At 62.3% G+C, this 16,339-nt stretch carries 23 protein-coding genes; 7 read left to right on the forward strand and 16 right to left on the reverse strand.

Translation table 11 applies throughout. The annotated features are described in order from the left end of the window. The first annotated feature begins 84 nt into the window (after window positions 1–84). On the forward strand, window positions 85–693 hold the full coding sequence (locus K3165_RS12670; protein WP_221549258.1) for an HNH endonuclease: 609 nt from the start codon (window positions 85–87) through the stop codon (window positions 691–693). A gap of 21 nt (window positions 694–714) precedes the next feature. On the opposite strand, the gene K3165_RS12675 is transcribed toward K3165_RS12670, so the two are convergent. The 8 genes from K3165_RS12675 to dksA all read right to left on the reverse strand — a co-directional run bounded on the left by K3165_RS12675 (window position 715) and on the right by dksA (window position 6,703). Beyond that, window positions 715–1,092: a hypothetical protein gene (locus K3165_RS12675; RefSeq protein ID WP_221549259.1), complete on the reverse strand. Its 378-nt coding sequence runs from the start codon at window positions 1,090–1,092 to the stop codon at window positions 715–717. Next, window positions 1,089–2,306: a kynureninase gene (kynU, locus tag K3165_RS12680; protein ID WP_221549260.1), complete on the reverse strand. Its 1,218-nt coding sequence runs from the start codon at window positions 2,304–2,306 to the stop codon at window positions 1,089–1,091. The genes K3165_RS12675 and kynU overlap by 4 nt, the downstream gene beginning before the upstream one ends. Then, on the reverse strand, window positions 2,299–2,946 hold the full coding sequence (gene kynB / locus K3165_RS12685) for an arylformamidase (protein WP_221549261.1): 648 nt from the start codon (window positions 2,944–2,946) through the stop codon (window positions 2,299–2,301). Before kynB ends, kynU begins: the two co-directional genes overlap by 8 nt. After that, the gene (locus tag K3165_RS12690; protein WP_221549262.1) at window positions 2,943–3,734 is read right to left on the reverse strand and encodes a tryptophan 2,3-dioxygenase; all 792 of its coding nucleotides are present in this window, start codon (window positions 3,732–3,734) and stop codon (window positions 2,943–2,945) included. The genes kynB and K3165_RS12690 overlap by 4 nt, the downstream gene beginning before the upstream one ends. Before the next feature lie 36 nt (window positions 3,735–3,770). Next, a complete protein-coding gene (locus K3165_RS12695; RefSeq protein ID WP_221549263.1) occupies window positions 3,771–4,241 on the reverse strand; it encodes a DUF4112 domain-containing protein in 471 nt (156 codons plus the stop codon). Window positions 4,242–4,246: 5 nt separating this feature from the next. Beyond that, window positions 4,247–5,710 (reverse strand): ABC transporter substrate-binding protein, encoded by a 1,464-nt coding sequence (locus tag K3165_RS12700; RefSeq protein ID WP_221549264.1) that lies wholly within the window; start codon window positions 5,708–5,710, stop codon window positions 4,247–4,249. Window positions 5,711–5,753: 43 nt separating this feature from the next. Further along, window positions 5,754–6,119, reverse strand: a complete 366-nt coding sequence (locus tag K3165_RS12705; RefSeq protein WP_221549265.1) for a PilZ domain-containing protein — start codon at window positions 6,117–6,119, stop codon at window positions 5,754–5,756. 125 nt (window positions 6,120–6,244) lie between these two features. After that, the gene (dksA, locus tag K3165_RS12710) at window positions 6,245–6,703 is read right to left on the reverse strand and encodes an RNA polymerase-binding protein DksA (RefSeq protein ID WP_221430092.1); all 459 of its coding nucleotides are present in this window, start codon (window positions 6,701–6,703) and stop codon (window positions 6,245–6,247) included. Window positions 6,704–6,992: 289 nt separating this feature from the next. Here dksA and K3165_RS12715 point away from each other — a divergent pair, with 289 nt between their 5' ends. After that, window positions 6,993–7,322 carry an SEL1-like repeat protein gene (locus K3165_RS12715; protein WP_221430091.1) on the forward strand — a complete coding sequence of 110 codons (330 nt, stop codon included), beginning with the start codon at window positions 6,993–6,995 and terminating at the stop codon, window positions 7,320–7,322. A 1-nt stretch (window position 7,323) separates the two neighbouring features. Here the strand turns inward: K3165_RS12715 and K3165_RS12720 are convergent, their stop codons facing one another. Genes K3165_RS12720 through K3165_RS12740 form a run of 5 tightly spaced genes read right to left on the reverse strand, consistent with a single transcriptional unit; the run spans window position 7,324 to window position 10,570 of the window. Then, the gene (locus K3165_RS12720; protein ID WP_345721129.1) at window positions 7,324–8,460 is read right to left on the reverse strand and encodes a GNAT family N-acetyltransferase; all 1,137 of its coding nucleotides are present in this window, start codon (window positions 8,458–8,460) and stop codon (window positions 7,324–7,326) included. Then, window positions 8,457–9,227 (reverse strand): glycerophosphodiester phosphodiesterase family protein, encoded by a 771-nt coding sequence (locus K3165_RS12725; protein ID WP_221549267.1) that lies wholly within the window; start codon window positions 9,225–9,227, stop codon window positions 8,457–8,459. The genes K3165_RS12720 and K3165_RS12725 overlap by 4 nt, the downstream gene beginning before the upstream one ends. Continuing rightward, window positions 9,202–9,657 carry a RidA family protein gene (locus K3165_RS12730; protein ID WP_221549268.1) on the reverse strand — a complete coding sequence of 152 codons (456 nt, stop codon included), beginning with the start codon at window positions 9,655–9,657 and terminating at the stop codon, window positions 9,202–9,204. Before K3165_RS12730 ends, K3165_RS12725 begins: the two co-directional genes overlap by 26 nt. Further along, window positions 9,654–10,283, reverse strand: a complete 630-nt coding sequence (locus tag K3165_RS12735) for an HAD family hydrolase (RefSeq protein WP_221549269.1) — start codon at window positions 10,281–10,283, stop codon at window positions 9,654–9,656. Before K3165_RS12735 ends, K3165_RS12730 begins: the two co-directional genes overlap by 4 nt. Beyond that, window positions 10,280–10,570 carry a DUF3572 family protein gene (locus tag K3165_RS12740; protein ID WP_425594347.1) on the reverse strand — a complete coding sequence of 97 codons (291 nt, stop codon included), beginning with the start codon at window positions 10,568–10,570 and terminating at the stop codon, window positions 10,280–10,282. The genes K3165_RS12735 and K3165_RS12740 overlap by 4 nt, the downstream gene beginning before the upstream one ends. A 53-nt stretch (window positions 10,571–10,623) precedes the next feature. On the opposite strand from K3165_RS12740, the gene K3165_RS12745 reads away from it, so the two are divergent. The 4 genes from K3165_RS12745 (at window position 10,624) to K3165_RS12760 (ending at window position 13,113) form a co-directional block, all read left to right on the forward strand. Further along, window positions 10,624–10,992, forward strand: coding sequence for a response regulator (locus K3165_RS12745; protein ID WP_221549270.1), 369 nt, complete (start codon window positions 10,624–10,626; stop codon window positions 10,990–10,992). A 131-nt stretch (window positions 10,993–11,123) separates the two neighbouring features. Further along, entirely contained in the window at window positions 11,124–11,369 is a 246-nt protein-coding gene (locus K3165_RS12750) for an acyl carrier protein (protein ID WP_221549271.1), read from the forward strand. Next, complete coding sequence (gene spt, locus K3165_RS12755) at window positions 11,366–12,622, forward strand: serine palmitoyltransferase (protein ID WP_221549272.1); 1,257 nt, start codon at window positions 11,366–11,368, stop codon at window positions 12,620–12,622. Before K3165_RS12750 ends, spt begins: the two co-directional genes overlap by 4 nt. A gap of 59 nt (window positions 12,623–12,681) precedes the next feature. Next, on the forward strand, window positions 12,682–13,113 hold the full coding sequence (locus K3165_RS12760; protein ID WP_221549273.1) for an OsmC family protein: 432 nt from the start codon (window positions 12,682–12,684) through the stop codon (window positions 13,111–13,113). A 49-nt stretch (window positions 13,114–13,162) separates the two neighbouring features. Here the strand turns inward: K3165_RS12760 and K3165_RS12765 are convergent, their stop codons facing one another. Beyond that, window positions 13,163–14,017, reverse strand: a complete 855-nt coding sequence (locus K3165_RS12765) for a sterol desaturase family protein (RefSeq protein WP_221549274.1) — start codon at window positions 14,015–14,017, stop codon at window positions 13,163–13,165. Between the two features lie 108 nt (window positions 14,018–14,125). Between K3165_RS12765 and K3165_RS12770 the strand changes: the two genes are divergently transcribed. Further along, a complete protein-coding gene (locus K3165_RS12770) occupies window positions 14,126–14,761 on the forward strand; it encodes a Crp/Fnr family transcriptional regulator (RefSeq protein ID WP_221549275.1) in 636 nt (211 codons plus the stop codon). Here K3165_RS12770 and K3165_RS12775 read toward each other — a convergent pair. Both K3165_RS12775 and K3165_RS12780 read right to left on the reverse strand, forming a co-directional pair. Next, on the reverse strand, window positions 14,758–15,432 hold the full coding sequence (locus K3165_RS12775; RefSeq protein WP_425594407.1) for an aquaporin: 675 nt from the start codon (window positions 15,430–15,432) through the stop codon (window positions 14,758–14,760). The genes K3165_RS12770 and K3165_RS12775 overlap by 4 nt on opposite strands. Continuing rightward, complete coding sequence (locus K3165_RS12780; RefSeq protein WP_221549276.1) at window positions 15,429–16,076, reverse strand: YqaA family protein; 648 nt, start codon at window positions 16,074–16,076, stop codon at window positions 15,429–15,431. Before K3165_RS12780 ends, K3165_RS12775 begins: the two co-directional genes overlap by 4 nt. Between the last annotated feature and the right edge of the window lie 263 nt (window positions 16,077–16,339).

The raw sequence follows: 16,339 nt of genomic DNA on the forward strand, positions 1-16,339 counted from the left end.
GCCTGTGGATAGCTGGTGCGTAACAGTCTTGACGCTTGAATCTGCGCATGGATGTATCGGCGCAGTCAGGGAGGGACGCAAGAAGTGTTCAAAGCCGAACTGATCGAGAGAGCCGCAAGGTTCCGCTCCGCAGCGGAGGATCCGACCCGCAGTCTCCAGTCCTGCCCGTCGCTGGTACTGAACGCGGACTACACGCCGCTATCCTATTACCCGCTCAGCCTGTGGCCGTGGCAGACAGCGATCAAGGCGATCTTCCTCGACCGTGTGGACGTCATCGCGACCTATGAGCGCGAGGTCCATTCGCCCAATCTCGACATGAAAATCCCCAGCGTGATCGCGCTGAAGCAATATGTGAAGCCGTCCGAATTTCCGGCCTTCACGCGCTTCAACCTGTTCCTGCGCGACCGGTTTTCCTGCCAGTTCTGCGGCGACCAGAGCAACCTGACCTTCGACCACGTCGTCCCGCGCCGGTTGGGCGGCAAGACCACGTGGGAAAACATCGCCACCGCCTGCGCGCCCTGCAACATGAGGAAGGGCGGACGGACGCCGAAACAGGCGGGGATGCAGCTCTATGCCGAGCCGATCCGCCCGACGCACTGGCAGCTGCAACAGCACGGCAAGATGTTCCCGCCCAACTACCTCCACGAAACGTGGCGAGACTGGCTCTATTGGGACATCGAACTGGAGGAGTGAGGACTCCCCGTTTTTGGCGGCCTAGTCAGGTAGTTCCCTGGACTGTCTCCGGTCGCCGCGAAACACCAGTTTCCCGGCACCGACACATATCGCGCCGATTATCATCGCCAAACCGGCAGCTGCTCGGCCGTCCAGATCCCAAAAGACTATGCCAAGCACCACGGGCGCAGCGGTCAAGAAGGCGCAGGCAATCAGGAAGAGAAGAACTTTCCAGCTAACGAAGTCGCCATTCGCGAAATCACTCTGGACCCACTCGAGATAGATCCAGAAGAACCAACCCGCAGCGACAACCCCAAATAGCCACGTGTAAAGCCCTTCATCGGCGAACAGACTGACTAGAAACGCGGCAACGCTCATCCAGATCAGTGCTGTGCGTAGGTGTGCGCTTTCCAGGTTCACGTGACAGCCGCTCGCTCGCGGAATTCGTCGCGCTGCCACTCGCCGCTTTCCAGCACCTCGGCCAGATGGCGCGCGGCCTCGGCCATGTCTTCGAAACGCAAGTAAGCGGGCGCGAACCCGAAGCGGAGGATGTCGGGATCGCGGAAGTCGCCGATCACGCCGCGGGCGATCAGGGCCTGGCAGATGGCGTAGGCTTCGGGATGGCGGAAGGAGAGCTGGCTGCCGCGGGCCGAGGGCTCCGACGGGCTGACGAGGTCCAGTTCGAGGCCTCGCTCGGTGAGGCACTGGCGGAAGAATTCGGACAGCTTCTGCGACTTAGCATAAAGCTGCTCGACGCCTATTTCAGCAATCAGCTCGACGCCGACTTCCAGCGCCGCGACCCCAAGGATGCCGGGCGTCCCGCACAGCAGTCGCTCGATGCCCGGTGCCGGCGTGTAGTCATCACTGAAGGCGAAGGGTTTTGCGTGACCCATCCAGCCGGACAGCGGCTGATTGGAGTTCTCGATGTGCCGCTCGGCAACGAAGGCGTAGGCGGGCGCGCCGGGGCCGCCGTTGAGGTATTTGTAGCCGCAGCCCACGGCGAAGTCGGCGTTGCAGCCGTTGAGATCAACCGGAAGCGCGCCGCCCGAATGCGACAGGTCCCACAGCACCAGCGCACCGGCGTCGTGCGCAGCGCGCGTCAGCTCGGCCATGTCGAACAGTTCGCCGGTCTTGTAGTGTGCGTGCGTAAGCACCAGCAGCGCGGCATCTTCGTCCAGCGCCTCGAGCAGCTTGTCGCGCTCGGCCAGCCGGCGTTCGGCAAGGCCCTGCCCTTCCAGCCCTTCGATCATGTAGATGTCGGTCGGGAAATTACCCGGCTCGCTGAGAATCACTTTTCGGCCCGGCCGCATGGCCAGAGCAGCGGACATCAGCTTGAACAGGTTCACCGAGACGCTGTCGGCAACGATGACTTCATGCGCTTTTGCACCGATCAGCGGGGCGATCTTGGCACCGACACGGGTGGGCAGGTCGATCCAGCCAGCACTGTTCCAACTGCGGATGAGGTCGCGGCCCCATTCCTCGCGCACGACCTGTTCAAGCCGTGCGGGTGTCGCGATGGGAAGGCATCCCAGCGAATTGCCGTCGAGGTAGATGACCCCTTCGGGCACATCGAAACGGTCGCGGAATTGCGTCAGCGGGTCACCCGCATCGAGCTGTCTTGCGCGCTCAATCATCGGCCAGCTCCCGCAAGATCGCGCGGCACAGGCCTGCATCGCCGCCGCCGACCTTCAGCGGGAGAGCGATCAGTTCGTACCGCCCTTCCTCCACGTCATCGAGCACCAGCCCTTCGAGGATGCGCATATCGTGCTTCAGCACTGCCTTGTGCGCATCCATGGTCTTGCTGTCCTGCGGATCGACGCTCGGCGCGTCGGTGCCGACCAGTTTGACGCCCTGCATCGCGAGCCATTCGATGGTTTCATCGGCGATCGGCAACCAGTCGCTGCGCCATTCGTCATGCGGGAATTCGTCCCACGTCCTGAAGAGGACGCGGTCCACGCTGTCGATATGGGGAAGGTCGGCGACATCGATCCGCCTCGTCACACTTCGTGCATCCACCACCAGGCACGTTCCGATGTACGGATCGATCTCCATGCTGGCGGCATCGAGACCGTCCTCGGCATAGTGGAGCGGCGCATCGGCATGTGTGCCCGAATGCGTGCTCATCGTCATCCTGCCGACATTGACCGGCGAGCCTTCCTCCATCCGCCACGTCCGCTCGAACGAGAATTCGGTATCGCCGGGCCACACCGGCAGGCCCGGCCGCAGGACCTGGCTGATGTCCCAGATGCGGCGCTTGCTCTTGTACGAACTCACAGTGCAGTCCTGACGCTGAGCAGTTCGGGGAAGAATGCTGCCTTCAGCACTCCGGCGAGATAGGGCACGCCGGGCGTGCCGCCGGTCCCCTTCTTGAAGCCGATGATGCGTTCGACCGTCTTGAGATGGCCGAAGCGCCAGCGCTGGAAATGATATTCGAGATCGACCAGCTTTTCGGCAAGTTCGTAGAGATCCCAATATTCCTTCGGGTCGCGGTAAATCTGCGCCCACGCGGCCTCGACTTCGGGCGAATGTTCCCACGTGGCAGCGTGAGCGCGTTCGAGAACCTCTTGGGGAATATCGAAACCGCGCCGCGCCAGCAGGGCTATGGCTTCGGCATAGATGCTCTTGCGGGTAAGCTCTTCGCGCAGCCCAGCTGCCACTTCGGGCGTTGCCTCGTGCATCGTAATCATGTCCGGATTGCGCCCGCCGAGGAGGAATTCCATCATCCGGTACTGCGCGCTCTGGAACCCGCTCGATCCGCCCAGATGCGGGCGGATGGTCGAGTAGTCATGCGGGGTCATCGTGCTGAGCACGTCCCAGCTCTGGATCAACTGGCCCTGCGCGCGCGCGACACGCGCAAGCATCTTGAACGAGGGCCTCAGCCGGTCCTCCCGGATGCACTCTCGCGCCTCGAGCAATTCGTGCAGGCAGAGCTTGAGCCAGAGTTCGCTGGCCTGGTGGACGATGATGAACAGCATCTCGTCATGCGCGTCGCTTGCGGGATGCTGCGCGGCCAGGATGCGGTCGAGATCGAGATAGCTCGAATAGGTGACGTCTGAACTCATGTACGAAGCCCTAGCGCGACTTCGTCACAGATGAAACTACTGGTCGATCACGCGGGTTTGGGGGTGGTGCTTGTCGAGGTGCTTCTTCACCGTCTTCAGGTTCCGCGAATTGGACCGGTAGACGATGTCGAAGGCATCTCCGACAATCGGAACCGAACCCACGGCCGTGTCGATACCGATGCGCCCCATCATGTGCCACAGCTTCCATTTGGGAAGGCCGAGATTGCGCGCTTCCCATACCAGATAGCTGCCCATGGCTGCGGTGATGATATCGCCGATCACAGGCACCAGCCCGACGATCGTATCGAGACCGATGCGGTAATTCGTCCCCGGCAGGACCATGCTCCGCTCGAGGATCATTTCCATCGCCTCGATCCTGCGACGGATCGAGTGCGGGTCATTTCCCGTGGGAAAATCGAAGCGAAGCGGGCCGGCACCGGCCTGCGATCCGAAACCGTCCTGCCTGCTGGCATCGGGTTCTATCGGAGTAAGGCGATTGTCTTCCATGCGACTTAGATGGGGGCGCGCGAGAGTGGGAACAAGGGATGGAACGCCCAGGCGTTTTCCGAGAAGCCTTCCACGCCGGCGCGAACCTGCGACCAGCGGATGGGTGCGCCCAGCGGAATATACAGGTTCGTGGAGAGCAGCGTCGATTCCGCTTCCGCGAGGTAAGACGCCTCTTCGGCGGAATTCAGCGCATCGAGCGCGAGCTGCATAAGGTAATCGGCATCAGGCGAGCACACGCGCGGCGAAACGCTGCAGTGGAACTGGTTGAGGAACCAGCGTGCCCCGGCATAGCGCGCCGTCTCGTCCCGCAAGGCAAGGTCTGCGCCTTGACCCGGACGGGCCCGCTTTGCGTCGATCCCGACGGTCGCGAAATCGCGCTGCAATGCCGCAAACAGGATGTCGGACCCGGGCCCCGGGGGAAGGTCGATAATCACTTCGGCTGAATTCGACGTTGCGCTTTCCCATGCCCGTACGAGCGAAGAGGCGCGTGCCCTGCGCTGTTCAAGGGTAACGCCAGGCCATCGTTCGCCCTGTTCGGCGGTATATGCCGGCAGACCAGCCGGCACGATTCGAGTGGTGTCTGCCCAACCCCCGAGATTGAACTGCTGGACGAGGCCGGTTCGGTCGATGGCCAGCGCCAGGGCCTCGCGGTTGGTGGCGCTGGCCAGGAAATCGTCCGTGCGGATCACATCGAGGCCGAACAGCCCCAAGGTGGAATCCAGCCGCACCGTTCCGCGGGAAAGTGCGTCGGTGACCGCCAGCGGCAGTGACGCCATGCGCCCACCGAAGATTGCGTCGACCTGGCCGCGGGAGAAGGCTCTCGCCGCATCCGGGGCCTGCGTCGGGATGACCTGCACGGCACGCGTAATTTCGTCCCAGTTCGACTGCTCGGCCATACCGCGCTGTTCGGGAGGGATTGCGATCAACATGGCCGCATCCCCCTCGCGCGTAACGCTCATCGGGCCGGCCTCGCCCCGTTCCAGATCGACGCCGAGTTCTGGCTGGGCGAGCAATTGGAGCAGTGTAGGCATCGGGCTGCTCAGCCGGATCTCGATGACCCTGCCGGTCATCGCCCGCACTTCGGTCACCTTGGCAAGGTCCAGGCCCAGGCTGTCACCTTCGTGCTGGCGGATCTTCCGGCGAAAGGATTCGGCAACCGCCTGAGCCGTCAGGCGGGACCCGTCGGGCAGGTCGAACTCGGTGATACGGAAAATATAGCTGCGACCGTCGTCGGTGACGATCCACCGCTCTGCCAGCGCCGGGACGACTTCGCCCACCTGGTTGAATCGCACCAGACCCTGACGGCTGGCAGCCCTTATGGCTCGCTGCGATTGGGATGCTGCCTCAGGGCCAGCCGAGGCATCGGGGCCCGGATCGATGAAAGCGATATCGACAACGCCATCGTCCTGCGATGCAGTGCACGAGGCGAGTACTGCAAGGGCAAGTAGGGATGGGCCGATACGATGCATCGCAGCGGCCTAGCAGGCAGGCCGTGCGGCGCAAACGTCCAATCTAGACGCGGCGAATGTTCCAGTCGGCATTGCGCGGTGCTACTGCGGGGCGGGCATAACGCGGCGCTTCGCTCTGTTCGCCAACCAGCTGGGTTCTGGCGAGAGATGCATTAATGGGCTCTTCGAAAGCCACACCCACGCGCGAACCCTGAGTCCAGGCGATCTTGCCCATGACCGAACCGATGTTGCGCAGTTCGACCATGACCCGCTCTCCGCTGCGAAGCATGGCGGTGCTTTCCACCATCATGCCGCCGTCGGACAGGTTGCGGATCTTGACGCGCTCGGCCTCGGCCGCACCTTCACGGCGCAGGCCGGCCATGAAAAACAGGCTGTCCCGCTTGAGGTTGCGGGTATCGATAGCAGTCATCCCAAGCGTCTCCAGTTGGATGCTCACCCGTCAGTACGATCCACGCACGGGTTTAGGCGCCGCTCTCATAAGCATTGGTTTCGGCCAATGGTTAATTTGGAAACTTCCCGAAAAGGGACAGTCGCTCAGTTGTCGCGCGAAATCTTTTCGCGGCGCTCGTGCGCTTCCTGCGCCTCAACCGTCATGGTCGCGACGGGCCGTGCAATCAGGCGGCGCAGGCCGATCGGATCGCCGGTGACTTCGCACCAGCCGTATTCACCCGCATCGATACGACGCAGGGCGGAATCGATTTTCGAGATCAGCTTCCGCTGGCGGTCGCGCGTGCGCAGTTCGATGCCCCAGTCGGTTTCCGAAGACGCGCGGTCGTTGAGGTCGGGCTCGCGGATCGGGCCGTCCTGCAGCGACTGGAGCGTCTGGCCGGCTGCATCATGGATCGACTTCTTCCAGTCCAGCAACAGCATGCGGAAATAGTCGAGCTGACGCTCGCCCATGTACTCTTCATCGTCTGACGGGACATAGTCCTTGTCGACGGCAGCCTTGGCCTGCTTGAGTTTTTCGGAAACATTCGACGCCGAGGTGGCCATTGAGCCTTTCACCCTTCTTCCAAAATCGCATCCGAAGAGCCGCTTGACCCGCCGGTCCGGATTTTTCCGGTACCCGCAGCGCTCCGATGGCGCGGCCTATAGGAGCCGTGCCTTGGAGGCACAAGCGGCTTTCCGAATTCATCCCATAGCCTGTGACACATTAAGCGCAGCCTACCGGCAAGGACCCCAGCAAATAGTGAAGATCGGCGTTAACCATTTATTGACCATAAAGGCCGACACCTGAGCTTGTCCGGCAGGGGAGCCGGGTTGAATTGGGGGAGTTTGTAAGATGCAACTCAAGTCCATCGAAGGCGGCGCAGGCCGGATCGAACAGAGCGACGAGGCACTCGTCACCATCGCCGAACACCTGGCCGATTACGAGCAAGGCAGCATCGACGCGCTCTATGCGCTCGGCGTCGCGTTCTCGACCGGAAGCCATGGCTGCACCACCGACATGATCGAAGCGCACAAATGGTTCAATATCGCGGCCTCGAAGGGTCACGAGGAAGCTGCATGGTGCCGCGCCGACGTTTCGGACGAAATGACCGCTCGCGAGATCGCAGAGGCCCAGCGCCGTGCCCGCGAATGGCTCATTGCCGGATCGCGCAAGGTTGCCTGACCTAGACGGATTTCCTGAAGGGCGTTCTTCGCTCGAGATAATTGCGGTCGGCGGCCACGCCTTCGCGCTCTCGCTCGAGGAACTCCGCCACCGCCGCGCGGAAGCCGGAATCGGCGAACCAGTGGGCGGAAACCGTCTCGACGGGCTCATAACCGCGGGCGAGTTTGTGCCCGCCCTGGGCACCCGCCTCCACGCGTGAGAGTCCCAGTTCGATCGCCACGTCGATCGCCTGGTAATAGCACAGCTCGAAATGCAGGAAACGGACCTGCTTCGAACAGCCCCAATAGCGACCATAAAGCGCGTCGCCACCGATGAAATTGAGTGCACCGGCAATCGGTTGGCCATCTTCGAGCGCAAGTACCAGTACGATCTTTCCGCCCATCCGCTCGCCGAACAGGTCGAACGCCTCGCGGGTCAGATAGGGCTGGCCCCACTTGCGGGCCCCCGTATCCTGATAGAAAAGCCAGAAGGCATCCCAATGTTCTGCGCGTATCGCGTCACCGCTCAGCCGGACGATTTCCAGACCCTCCTGCGCGGCGGCCCGCTCCTTGCGCAGGTCCTTGCGCTTGCGGGAGGTCAATGTGGCGAGGAAATCCTCGAAACTGCCGAAATCCTGATTGACCCAGTGGAACTGGATGTCGCTGCGCAAAAGCCATCCGGCCTCTTCGAAAAGCCCGACCTGGTCGGGTTCGATGAAGGTCGCATGTGCCGACGAGAAACCGTTTTGCAGGCAAAGTTGCTCGGCTGCGGACAAAAGTGGCGCGGCTAGCGAGGTGTCGGACAATAACAGGCGCGGCCCGGTGGCTGGCGTGAACGGCGCTGCAATCTGGAGCTTGGGGTAATAGCGCCCCCCTGCCCGCTCCCACGCATCGGCAAAGGCATGGTCGAAGACATATTCGCCCTGGCTGTGCCCCTTCGCATATGACGGCATTGCGGCGAGCGGAGGGCCGTCTTCGGAAGAAATGACCAGCGGGACGGGCTGCCATCCGGTGCCCGGCCCCACGCTGCCCGAATCCTCCAGCGAGGTCAGGAATTCATGGCTCATGAAGGGATTGTCGCCCGCCAGCGCATTCCATGCCGCACGGTCGATCGCGCCGACCGATCCGGCGACACGTGCAGCAAGCCCCTCGCCGTTCACGCCAGCCCTTCCCCTTCGGCAATCGACGCGTCGGCGTGCAACCCGGCATGCGCCCGCGTCTCGGTCGAATTCACGGTCCATGTGAGCACCGGCAGGCCGCGCTCTCTCAGGCCCTCGACCATCGGATTCGGCAGGGCCGCGACATGGTAGGCGATGAATTCGGGTCGCGCCGCCCAAAGTGCGACGTGGCGTTGCCACGCCTTCTGCGTCATCCCTTGTTCGTCTTCGCGCATGACGAGGCCGCGCACCGTTTGCGGCGAATGTTCTGCAAACCACACACAAACGCGAGGATCGAAGCTCATCACCGCATGCGGTCCTGCATAGCCTTTCAGCGCATGGGCAACCGCGCGGCAGGATCGCTTTACGTCATAGCCGCGCTTCGACTTGATCTCGATCAGGATCGGGACCCTGCCGCCCAGGATTGGTAGCAGATCGTCGAGGCGGGCAATCTTGTGCTCGCTGTCGAGGAAGGCAATTTGCGAGAGTTCCTCGGCGGAATGGCTGGCGGTGGGACCGCTGACGGCGGTCAATCGGTCTAGCTCCCAGTCGTGGAGGAGCATCGCACAGCCGTCGCGGCTGCGCTGGATATCGCATTCGATGCCGAGCCCGCGCTCGGCCGCGAGCGCGAAAGCGGCCAGCGAGTTTTCCGGAACGCCGTCCGAATGCAGGCCGCGATGGGCATAGGTCCAGTCGCGCAGCCAGCCGACCCGCGCCGGGTCGGGCTGGCCGACAATCAGTGCATCAAGCCTTGAGAGCAACGATCGCATCGACTTCGACAGCAGCGTCGAGCGGCAGGACCGGCACGCCGACGGCACTACGGGCGTGCTTGCCGACATCGCCGAAGACTTCGTACATCAGGTCCGACGCTCCGTTGATGACCTTGGGCTGGTCGGTGAACTCGGGAACCGAGGCAACGAAACCACCCAGCTTCACGAATTGCGCGACCCGTTCGAGCAGGCCGGCAGCTTCGAGCTGCGCGAGAATCATCAGGCCGCATGCGCGCGCAGCTTCGTGCCCGCGCTCGATCGACACGTCCTTGCCGAGCTTGCCGGTGACGAGATTGCCGTCAACGAACGGCAGCTGCCCCGAAACATAGGCGATATGACCATCGACGACGACCGGCTGGTAGCTGGCAACGGGAGCCGCTGCCTTCGGGAGCTTCACTCCCATTTCCTCAAGTCGTTCGTGAACTCTCATGCTTCTTCCTTTTCCAATTGCCTGCGCAGCCACGGCAGCGCTTCGGCCCAAGTGTCGATCCGGGCATCGGCATGGCCCGAACTATGCGCGCAATCGATGTGCGGGGCGAGCATCGGTTCGCCGCACAAATGGAGCGTCGTGATTTCGGAGATCGCCTCGCGGGCCGAACGGTGATGCTGCGCGAGATCGTCGATGAAGATGGCCTTCGAGGGCGAATACTCCTGAAGGATGCTCTGCAGTGCCGGACCCTTCGGGCCCTGGTTGGTGAATACCCGCGCGTTCAGGCCATGGCCCGCCAGCTGTTCGGTACGCATCTGCTGCCGCTTGTCGACGAGGTTGGTGAGGATGACGACATCGGCCTCCTCGGCCAGCGTATTGATGCCTTCGATTGCGCCGGGGATGGGATCCTGCCGATGCATTTCCGTATCGAAGAACCGGCCGAGCATTTTCCAGATATCGTCGGGTGCAAGCACCTCGCCGCTATCCTGCCAGCGCAACGCCTGACTGAAATCGTTTCCGGTCATGCGGAATTCCACGCCCTGCGTTTCGGCCAGCCAGTCCTTGAACGGCGAGACCATATAGAGGAGCACCTCGTCGCAGTCCGAGATGATGAGCGGGCGTGTCATGAATTCAGCTCCCTGGCAGCGGCGACCAGCGTTTCCGGTTTGGTGTTCAGTGCATCGGCGGCGGCGATGAGATCGGGTTCATGAGCCGCCAGAAATTCAAGAACGGCGGCCTGCACGGCCCGTTCCATTATCCCGTGCCTCAGGCGCTCGGGCGTGAGGCCGGTCAGCGACAGCAGGCGATCGGCGCGGCGTTCGTCGGTCAGCGCCCAGCCGAGTGCCTCGAGCGCGAGGACTTCGGGCGCGCGAGCGTCTCCATCCGCCGATTTGTCACCTCTCGGAATTGTCACTGGTCCTGCTAACTCCTAAGCCCTGCCAGCAAGTGACAGGAGTGACCCGCCCCGTGGCAAAGAGAATCCTCGTTGTCGAGGACAACGACCTCAACCGTAAGCTGTTTTGCGACGTGCTCAAAGCGAGCGGATACGAGGTGGTGCCGGTTTCCGATGGCAGCAATGTGGTGGCGACCGCGAAGAAGTTCCACCCCGAGCTGGTCATCATGGATATCCAGCTGCCCAATATCAGCGGGGTCGACCTGATCACCCAACTGAAGGCGGATTCCGATTTCGACGAGGTTCCCGTGCTGGCGGTCACCGCCTATGCCGGCAAGGGCGACGAAGAACGCATTCGCGAAGCAGGCGCGCAGGATTATCTCGCCAAGCCGGTGTCGATCGGGCCCTTCATGGCCGCCGTGCGCAAGCTGCTCGACGGATAATCGGGGGCGCGGCATGCAATCGAATGGATTAGCCCGCGCTTGACAAAACGCGGCGGAAACCGCTTTGCCGCCTCATTCGTTACGATCCGCGAATGCGGGTCGCACTGCACAAGTTAGAATTGGACCTTTTCATGGACCGTGCCCAGGTAGACGCGAAGATCCGCGAACTCGCCGAACCCTTCAACAAGAAGGGCGTTACCATCACCGAAGAGACGACCTTCCAGAACGATCTGGAATTTGACAGCCTTACGGTCATGGATTTCGTTGCCGATATCGAAGACGAGTTCGACATCATCATCTCGATGAACCAGCAGGCCGAGATCGAAAACTACGGCCAGCTGGTCGACGCGGTAAACAAGCTGCAGGCCGACGCATGAGCGAAGGTATCATCCAGCCGGACCAGCCGGAACCGATCGAGGGCCACGCAGGCGACAAGGACCTCTTCTCCAAGTTCGACGACATCATCGCTCTACGCGAAGGACTGCTCGCAACCGGCCAGACCGACCCCTTCAACCTGGTGATGGAAAAGGTCCTCTCGCCGACCCGCGCGATCTGCAACGGTCGCGAGACGATCCTGCTCGGCACTTACAATTACATGGGCATGACCTTCGACCCGGACGTGGTCGAAGCGGGCAAGCAGGCGCTGGCCGATTTCGGTTCGGGCACCACCGGCAGCCGCGTTCTCAACGGCACCTACCAGGGCCACAAGGAATGCGAAGAAGCCCTGCGCGAGTTCTACGACATGGACCACGCGATGGTCTTCTCGACCGGCTACCAGGCCAATCTCGGGATCATCAGCACCATCGCCGGCAAGGGTGACTACATCATCCTCGACATCGACAGCCATGCCAGCATCTGGGACGGCTGCGCCATGGGCAATGCCGAAGTCGTGCCGTTCAAGCACAACGACATCGAAGCGATGGAAAAGCGCCTCAAGCGCATTCCGGAAGATGCCGGCAAGCTCGTCATCCTCGAAGGCGTCTACTCGATGCTGGGCGACGTCGCTCCGCTGAAGGAAATGGTCGCCGTCGCCAAGAAATACGGCGCGATGGTGCTGGTCGACGAAGCGCATTCGATGGGCTTCATCGGTGAACACGGTCGTGGCGTGGTCGAAGATGCCGGCGTGATCGACGATGTCGATTTCATCATCGGCACCTTCTCCAAGAGCGTCGGCACGGTCGGCGGTTTCTGCGTCTCGAACCATCCCAAGTTCGAGATCATGCGCCTCGTCTGTCGCCCCTATGTCTTCACCGCCTCGCTCCCACCGAGCGTTGTCGCGACTGCGGCGACCAGCATCCGCAAGCTGATGCACGGTTCGAACAAGCGCGCGCACCTCTGGGAGAATTCGAAGAACCTCCACAAGGGTCTGCGCGATCTCGGCTTCAAGCTTGGCACCGAGGAACCGCAGAGCGCGATCATCGCGGTGATCATGCCCGACCTCCAGCAGGGCGCAGCCATGTGGGAAGCGCTGATCAAGAACGGCCTCTACGTGAACCTCGCGCGCCCGCCGGCGACGCCTGCGAACATGACGCTGCTGCGCTGCTCGCTGTGCGCCGAACATTCCGAAGAGGAAGTCGGCCAGATCCTCGACATCTTCGAGAAGTCGGGCAAGGAAATCGGCATCATCTAGGCCGTCAGGGAACGCGGCTGCCTGCTCGTCCGTCTCATCGGGGAAAGGAGATTTCTGCGATGAAGACGACGAATAGCGGCAGCGCGACCTACGAGGGCCTCGGCAAGGACGGCAAGGGTCACGTGTCAACCGGTTCGGGTGCTTTGGCCGCCCAGCCCTATGGCTTCAACACCCGCTTCGAAGATGCACCCGGCACCAATCCGGAAGAACTGGTGGCCGCCGCCCATGCGAGCTGCTTCACCATGGCGCTTTCCTTCAAGCTTGCCGAAGCCGGGTTCAGCGATGGTCGCGTAACCACCAGCGCGGAGGTTACGCTCGAAGAGGAAGATGGCGGATTCAGGGTCACCAAGTCTGCCCTGGCGACCAAGGGCAAAGTTGAGGGGATGGACCGGGCCAAGTTCGAGGAACTGGCCGCTGACGCCAAGGCAAACTGCCCGATATCGAAGCTGCTCGATTGCGAGATCACGCTCGAGACGAAGTTCGAGGGCTGAGGAAAAGAAGAGCCGGCCGGGAGGGTCGCAAACCCGACCGGCCCTTCCGTCAGGCGGCGCTTTGCGCCGTCCCCTCTCCTACCTCGTCCTGTGGCTTGGTCTCTTGCGGGATGCGTCCGAACAGCGGCCATGCAAGCTGCTCGCCCAGCGACGTCTCTGGAAGGTTCTCGACCCCATAGCTTTCCGGATAGCTGCGCGTGATCTTCGCGGTACCGAACAGCACATCCCAGAAGAACAGCAAGTTCCCGTAGTTGCCCTTGTAGTGGGTCGCGGCATCGTCGGCATGGCGCCCGTGATGGGCATGGTGCGTCGATGGCGTCGAGATCGTGCGCTCGACCACCCACATCACCGGCGACAGCCATTTCTTCGCATAGAGCGGCTTGTCCCAGGCGACGTCCGAATGCGCGCCGGTGATCACCAGCAGTTTCACCACGATATAGCCTGCATATACCCAGCCAAGGCCGAGGTAAATCAGTACGCCGGAAAGCCAGATTCCCGGCATCATCGCGTAATAGAACAGGTTGTTACGGTAAACGAGCCGGATGCTCATGTAGCGCGCGTTGTGATGCGGGCGATGCAGATTGTAGAGCCACGGAAACGTGTGCGCGGCACGGTGCCACCAGTACTGCATCATGTCGTCGAGGATCAGGAACAGCCCGATCGCCGCGAAGACGTTGAGACCCGACAGAGCGCCTTCGTACTGCGGAGCGATCAGCCCGGCCACCGCGGCTGCACCGAACAGCACCATCGGCTGCGTGAAGCCGAGCAGGACGATGATGCTCACTGCCTCCACGATTCCGTCATCGCGGGTCTGCTCTGCCTTTGAAAACAGGTTCGATCGCCACAGTTCGAGCGCCGCAAAACCGAGGTAGATGGCGAGGATGGCAATGGTCGATGAGGGCACGGGCGTTCTCCGGGCAAACTTGTCGAATCCCTGCCTAGCCTTTACCGAAGCGTAAGAATGTCGAGAATTTTACAATTGAGCGCGACTCGGCGCTCCCTTGTCACGCCGATGCTTTTCTCGGCGCTCGACCCTGCACTGCAGGCGCATCTGGTCCGCACGTCGCGTGAGCGCGCATTCGCCGATGACCAGATCATCCAGCAACGCGGCGATCCGGCTGATGGCTTCTGGTTGATCGAAGAAGGCGCCGTGCGCGTAGGGCAATTCCTGCCGGATGGAGAGTTTCGCGCCGTGGCGCTGCTCGGGGCGGGCGACTCCTACGGCGAACTGGCGGTATTCTCCGGCAAGCCACGAATCGTGGATGCTGTTTCGCGCGGCGAAAGTCGCCTGCGGCTGATCGCGGCGAAACCCTTTCTGGAGGCACTCGGCAATTATCCGGCCTCGACCCGGGCCCTGCTCGGTGCGCTGTCGGAGCAATTGCAGGATACGCTTTCGATCGTCGCCGGTCTGCGCCACGGGACCAATCCCGCGCGCCTGGCGGGTATTCTTGCGACGATGGCGGGGGAGGAAGGCGGGACCGCCTCGATCACGATCACACAGCAGGAACTTGCCGACCTGCTGGGCGTGACGCGGGCGACGGCCAATGCGGCACTGAAGGAGCTCCAGCAGCGCGGGCTCGTCGAACGCGGCTATGGATCGGTCCGGGTTCCCGACCGCGACCGGCTGGCCCGCTTTGCGCTGGCCTAGCCTTCCGCATTCTCCGGCCTCGCCAGCCAGCCAGCTACCACTGTCGCTACGATCGCTCCTGCAATCTGCGCGAGGACGAAGCCCGGCACGTCGGCTGGCGCGATGCCGGCAAAACTGTCCGACAGGCTCCGGACCAGCGTGATCGCGGGATTGGCGAAGCTGGTCGAGCTGGTGAACCAGTAAGCAGAGGTGATGTAGAGCGCGACTGCCATGGGGATCGCCTCCACGCGGGTGCGCAGCAGCACCAGGATGGTCAGCACCAGCCCGAAGGTCGCCACGAATTCGCCCTTCCACTGCCCCAGCCCCGCGCGCGCCTTGGTCGAGAACTGGATGATCTCCATGTCGAACATCAGGTGCACGACGAAGGCGCCGATCACGCCCGCAGCAACCTGAACGAGCACGAATGCCAGCGCCGTTCGCACCGCGATTTCGCGTCGAAGCGCGAAGGCCAGCGTCACCGCCGGATTGAAATGCGCGCCCGATATCGGTCCGAGCATGGCGATCAGCACGTAAAGGATCGCGCCTGTTGCGATGGTGTTTGCGAGAAGCGCGAGCGCGTCGTTTCCCTGGGCCAGCGCCTCGGCCATCACGCCCGAGCCGATGACGCCCGCGAACAGGAAGAAGCTACCGACCGCCTCTGCCACGAGACGGCGCGGCAGAGAGTAGGTCACTGAGCCTGCTCCAGTTGTGCAGCCGAGCAGGGACCGCCTTCTTCGTCGTTGCCGCCGAGCTGCGTGAGGATGAGCACACCGCCCACCACCAGAACCACGAAAACGGTGGTCACCGTACCGAGATACTTGTCGATCACCCGCTTGATCGGTGCACCGAAGACACGGAACAGGATCCCAACGGTCATGAAGATGAGCGCGCGGGCGAAGAGGCTGGAAAGGACGAAGGTAGCAAGGTTCATGCCGACGAAGCCCGCCGTGATCGTCAACAGCTTGAACGGCACCGGCGTGGCGCCGGCGATCAGGATCGCCTCGAAATCGTACTCTTTCAGGTGACACGCAGCGACCGGGAAGGCGTCAGTCAGGCCGAGCGTCGAAATCAGCCATACTCCCACCGTGTCGTACAGGCCCCAGCCAATTGCATAGCCGAGCAGAGCGCCTGCGACCGAAGACAGTGTGGCGATCGTGGCGAACTTCACCGCCTTCTTGGGCTCGGCCAGGCACATGAGGCCCAGCAGCGGGTGCGGCGGGATCGGGAAGAAGCTCGACTCGACAAAGCAAAAAAACGCCAGCCACCACACCGCATGCGGATGCGCGGCCTTGTCCATCGTCCAGTCATAGAGCCCGCGCAGCGGTTTCATCAACATTGGGGGTGATTCCTCGCGTCCCGAAAGGGGCCCGCTGACCTAAGCGAGGCGAGACTCAATGGCAATCGCGCGATTAAGCTAATTGGCTCTTTGTCTTTGGCAGCGCAGCGACGTGCTCATAGACACAGAGCGTTTGAGGTAGAATGGGATGAAATGGCAAAATAGGTTGCAGGACTACGGATTAGTTTTTCCAGATCCTTAGCAGCACTATACCACGCCATCGGCGTGGTAGGCCGCGCGACTTCGGGAGGCCCAACGCCATT

The sequence above is a fragment of the Qipengyuania xiamenensis genome, from assembly GCF_019711495.1.
In the GTDB taxonomy this organism is placed as follows: Bacteria; Pseudomonadota; Alphaproteobacteria; order Sphingomonadales; family Sphingomonadaceae; genus Qipengyuania; species Qipengyuania xiamenensis.

Bases quoted from the DNA above. Each gene is read 5' to 3' on its own strand.
- dksA (WP_221430092.1), bottom strand. From the start codon at position 6,703: ATGGCCACCTCGGCGTCGAATGTTTCCGAAAAACTCAAGCAGGCCAAG.
- K3165_RS12770 (WP_221549275.1), top strand. From the start codon at position 14,126: ATGCTTTTCTCGGCGCTCGACCCTGCACTGCAGGCGCATCTGGTCCGC.
- K3165_RS12750 (WP_221549271.1), top strand. From the start codon at position 11,124: ATGGACCGTGCCCAGGTAGACGCGAAGATCCGCGAACTCGCCGAACCC.
- K3165_RS12705 (WP_221549265.1), bottom strand. From the start codon at position 6,119: ATGACTGCTATCGATACCCGCAACCTCAAGCGGGACAGCCTGTTTTTC.
- K3165_RS12700 (WP_221549264.1), bottom strand. From the start codon at position 5,710: ATGCATCGTATCGGCCCATCCCTACTTGCCCTTGCAGTACTCGCCTCG.
- K3165_RS12735 (WP_221549269.1), bottom strand. From the start codon at position 10,283: ATGACACGCCCGCTCATCATCTCGGACTGCGACGAGGTGCTCCTCTAT.
- K3165_RS12730 (WP_221549268.1), bottom strand. From the start codon at position 9,657: ATGAGAGTTCACGAACGACTTGAGGAAATGGGAGTGAAGCTCCCGAAG.
- kynU (WP_221549260.1), bottom strand. From the start codon at position 2,306: ATGATTGAGCGCGCAAGACAGCTCGATGCGGGTGACCCGCTGACGCAA.
- K3165_RS12690 (WP_221549262.1), bottom strand. From the start codon at position 3,734: ATGAGTTCAGACGTCACCTATTCGAGCTATCTCGATCTCGACCGCATC.
- K3165_RS12725 (WP_221549267.1), bottom strand. From the start codon at position 9,227: ATGCGATCGTTGCTCTCAAGGCTTGATGCACTGATTGTCGGCCAGCCC.
- K3165_RS12760 (WP_221549273.1), top strand. From the start codon at position 12,682: ATGAAGACGACGAATAGCGGCAGCGCGACCTACGAGGGCCTCGGCAAG.
- K3165_RS12780 (WP_221549276.1), bottom strand. From the start codon at position 16,076: ATGTTGATGAAACCGCTGCGCGGGCTCTATGACTGGACGATGGACAAG.
- K3165_RS12695 (WP_221549263.1), bottom strand. From the start codon at position 4,241: ATGGAAGACAATCGCCTTACTCCGATAGAACCCGATGCCAGCAGGCAG.
- spt (WP_221549272.1), top strand. From the start codon at position 11,366: ATGAGCGAAGGTATCATCCAGCCGGACCAGCCGGAACCGATCGAGGGC.
- K3165_RS12715 (WP_221430091.1), top strand. From the start codon at position 6,993: ATGCAACTCAAGTCCATCGAAGGCGGCGCAGGCCGGATCGAACAGAGC.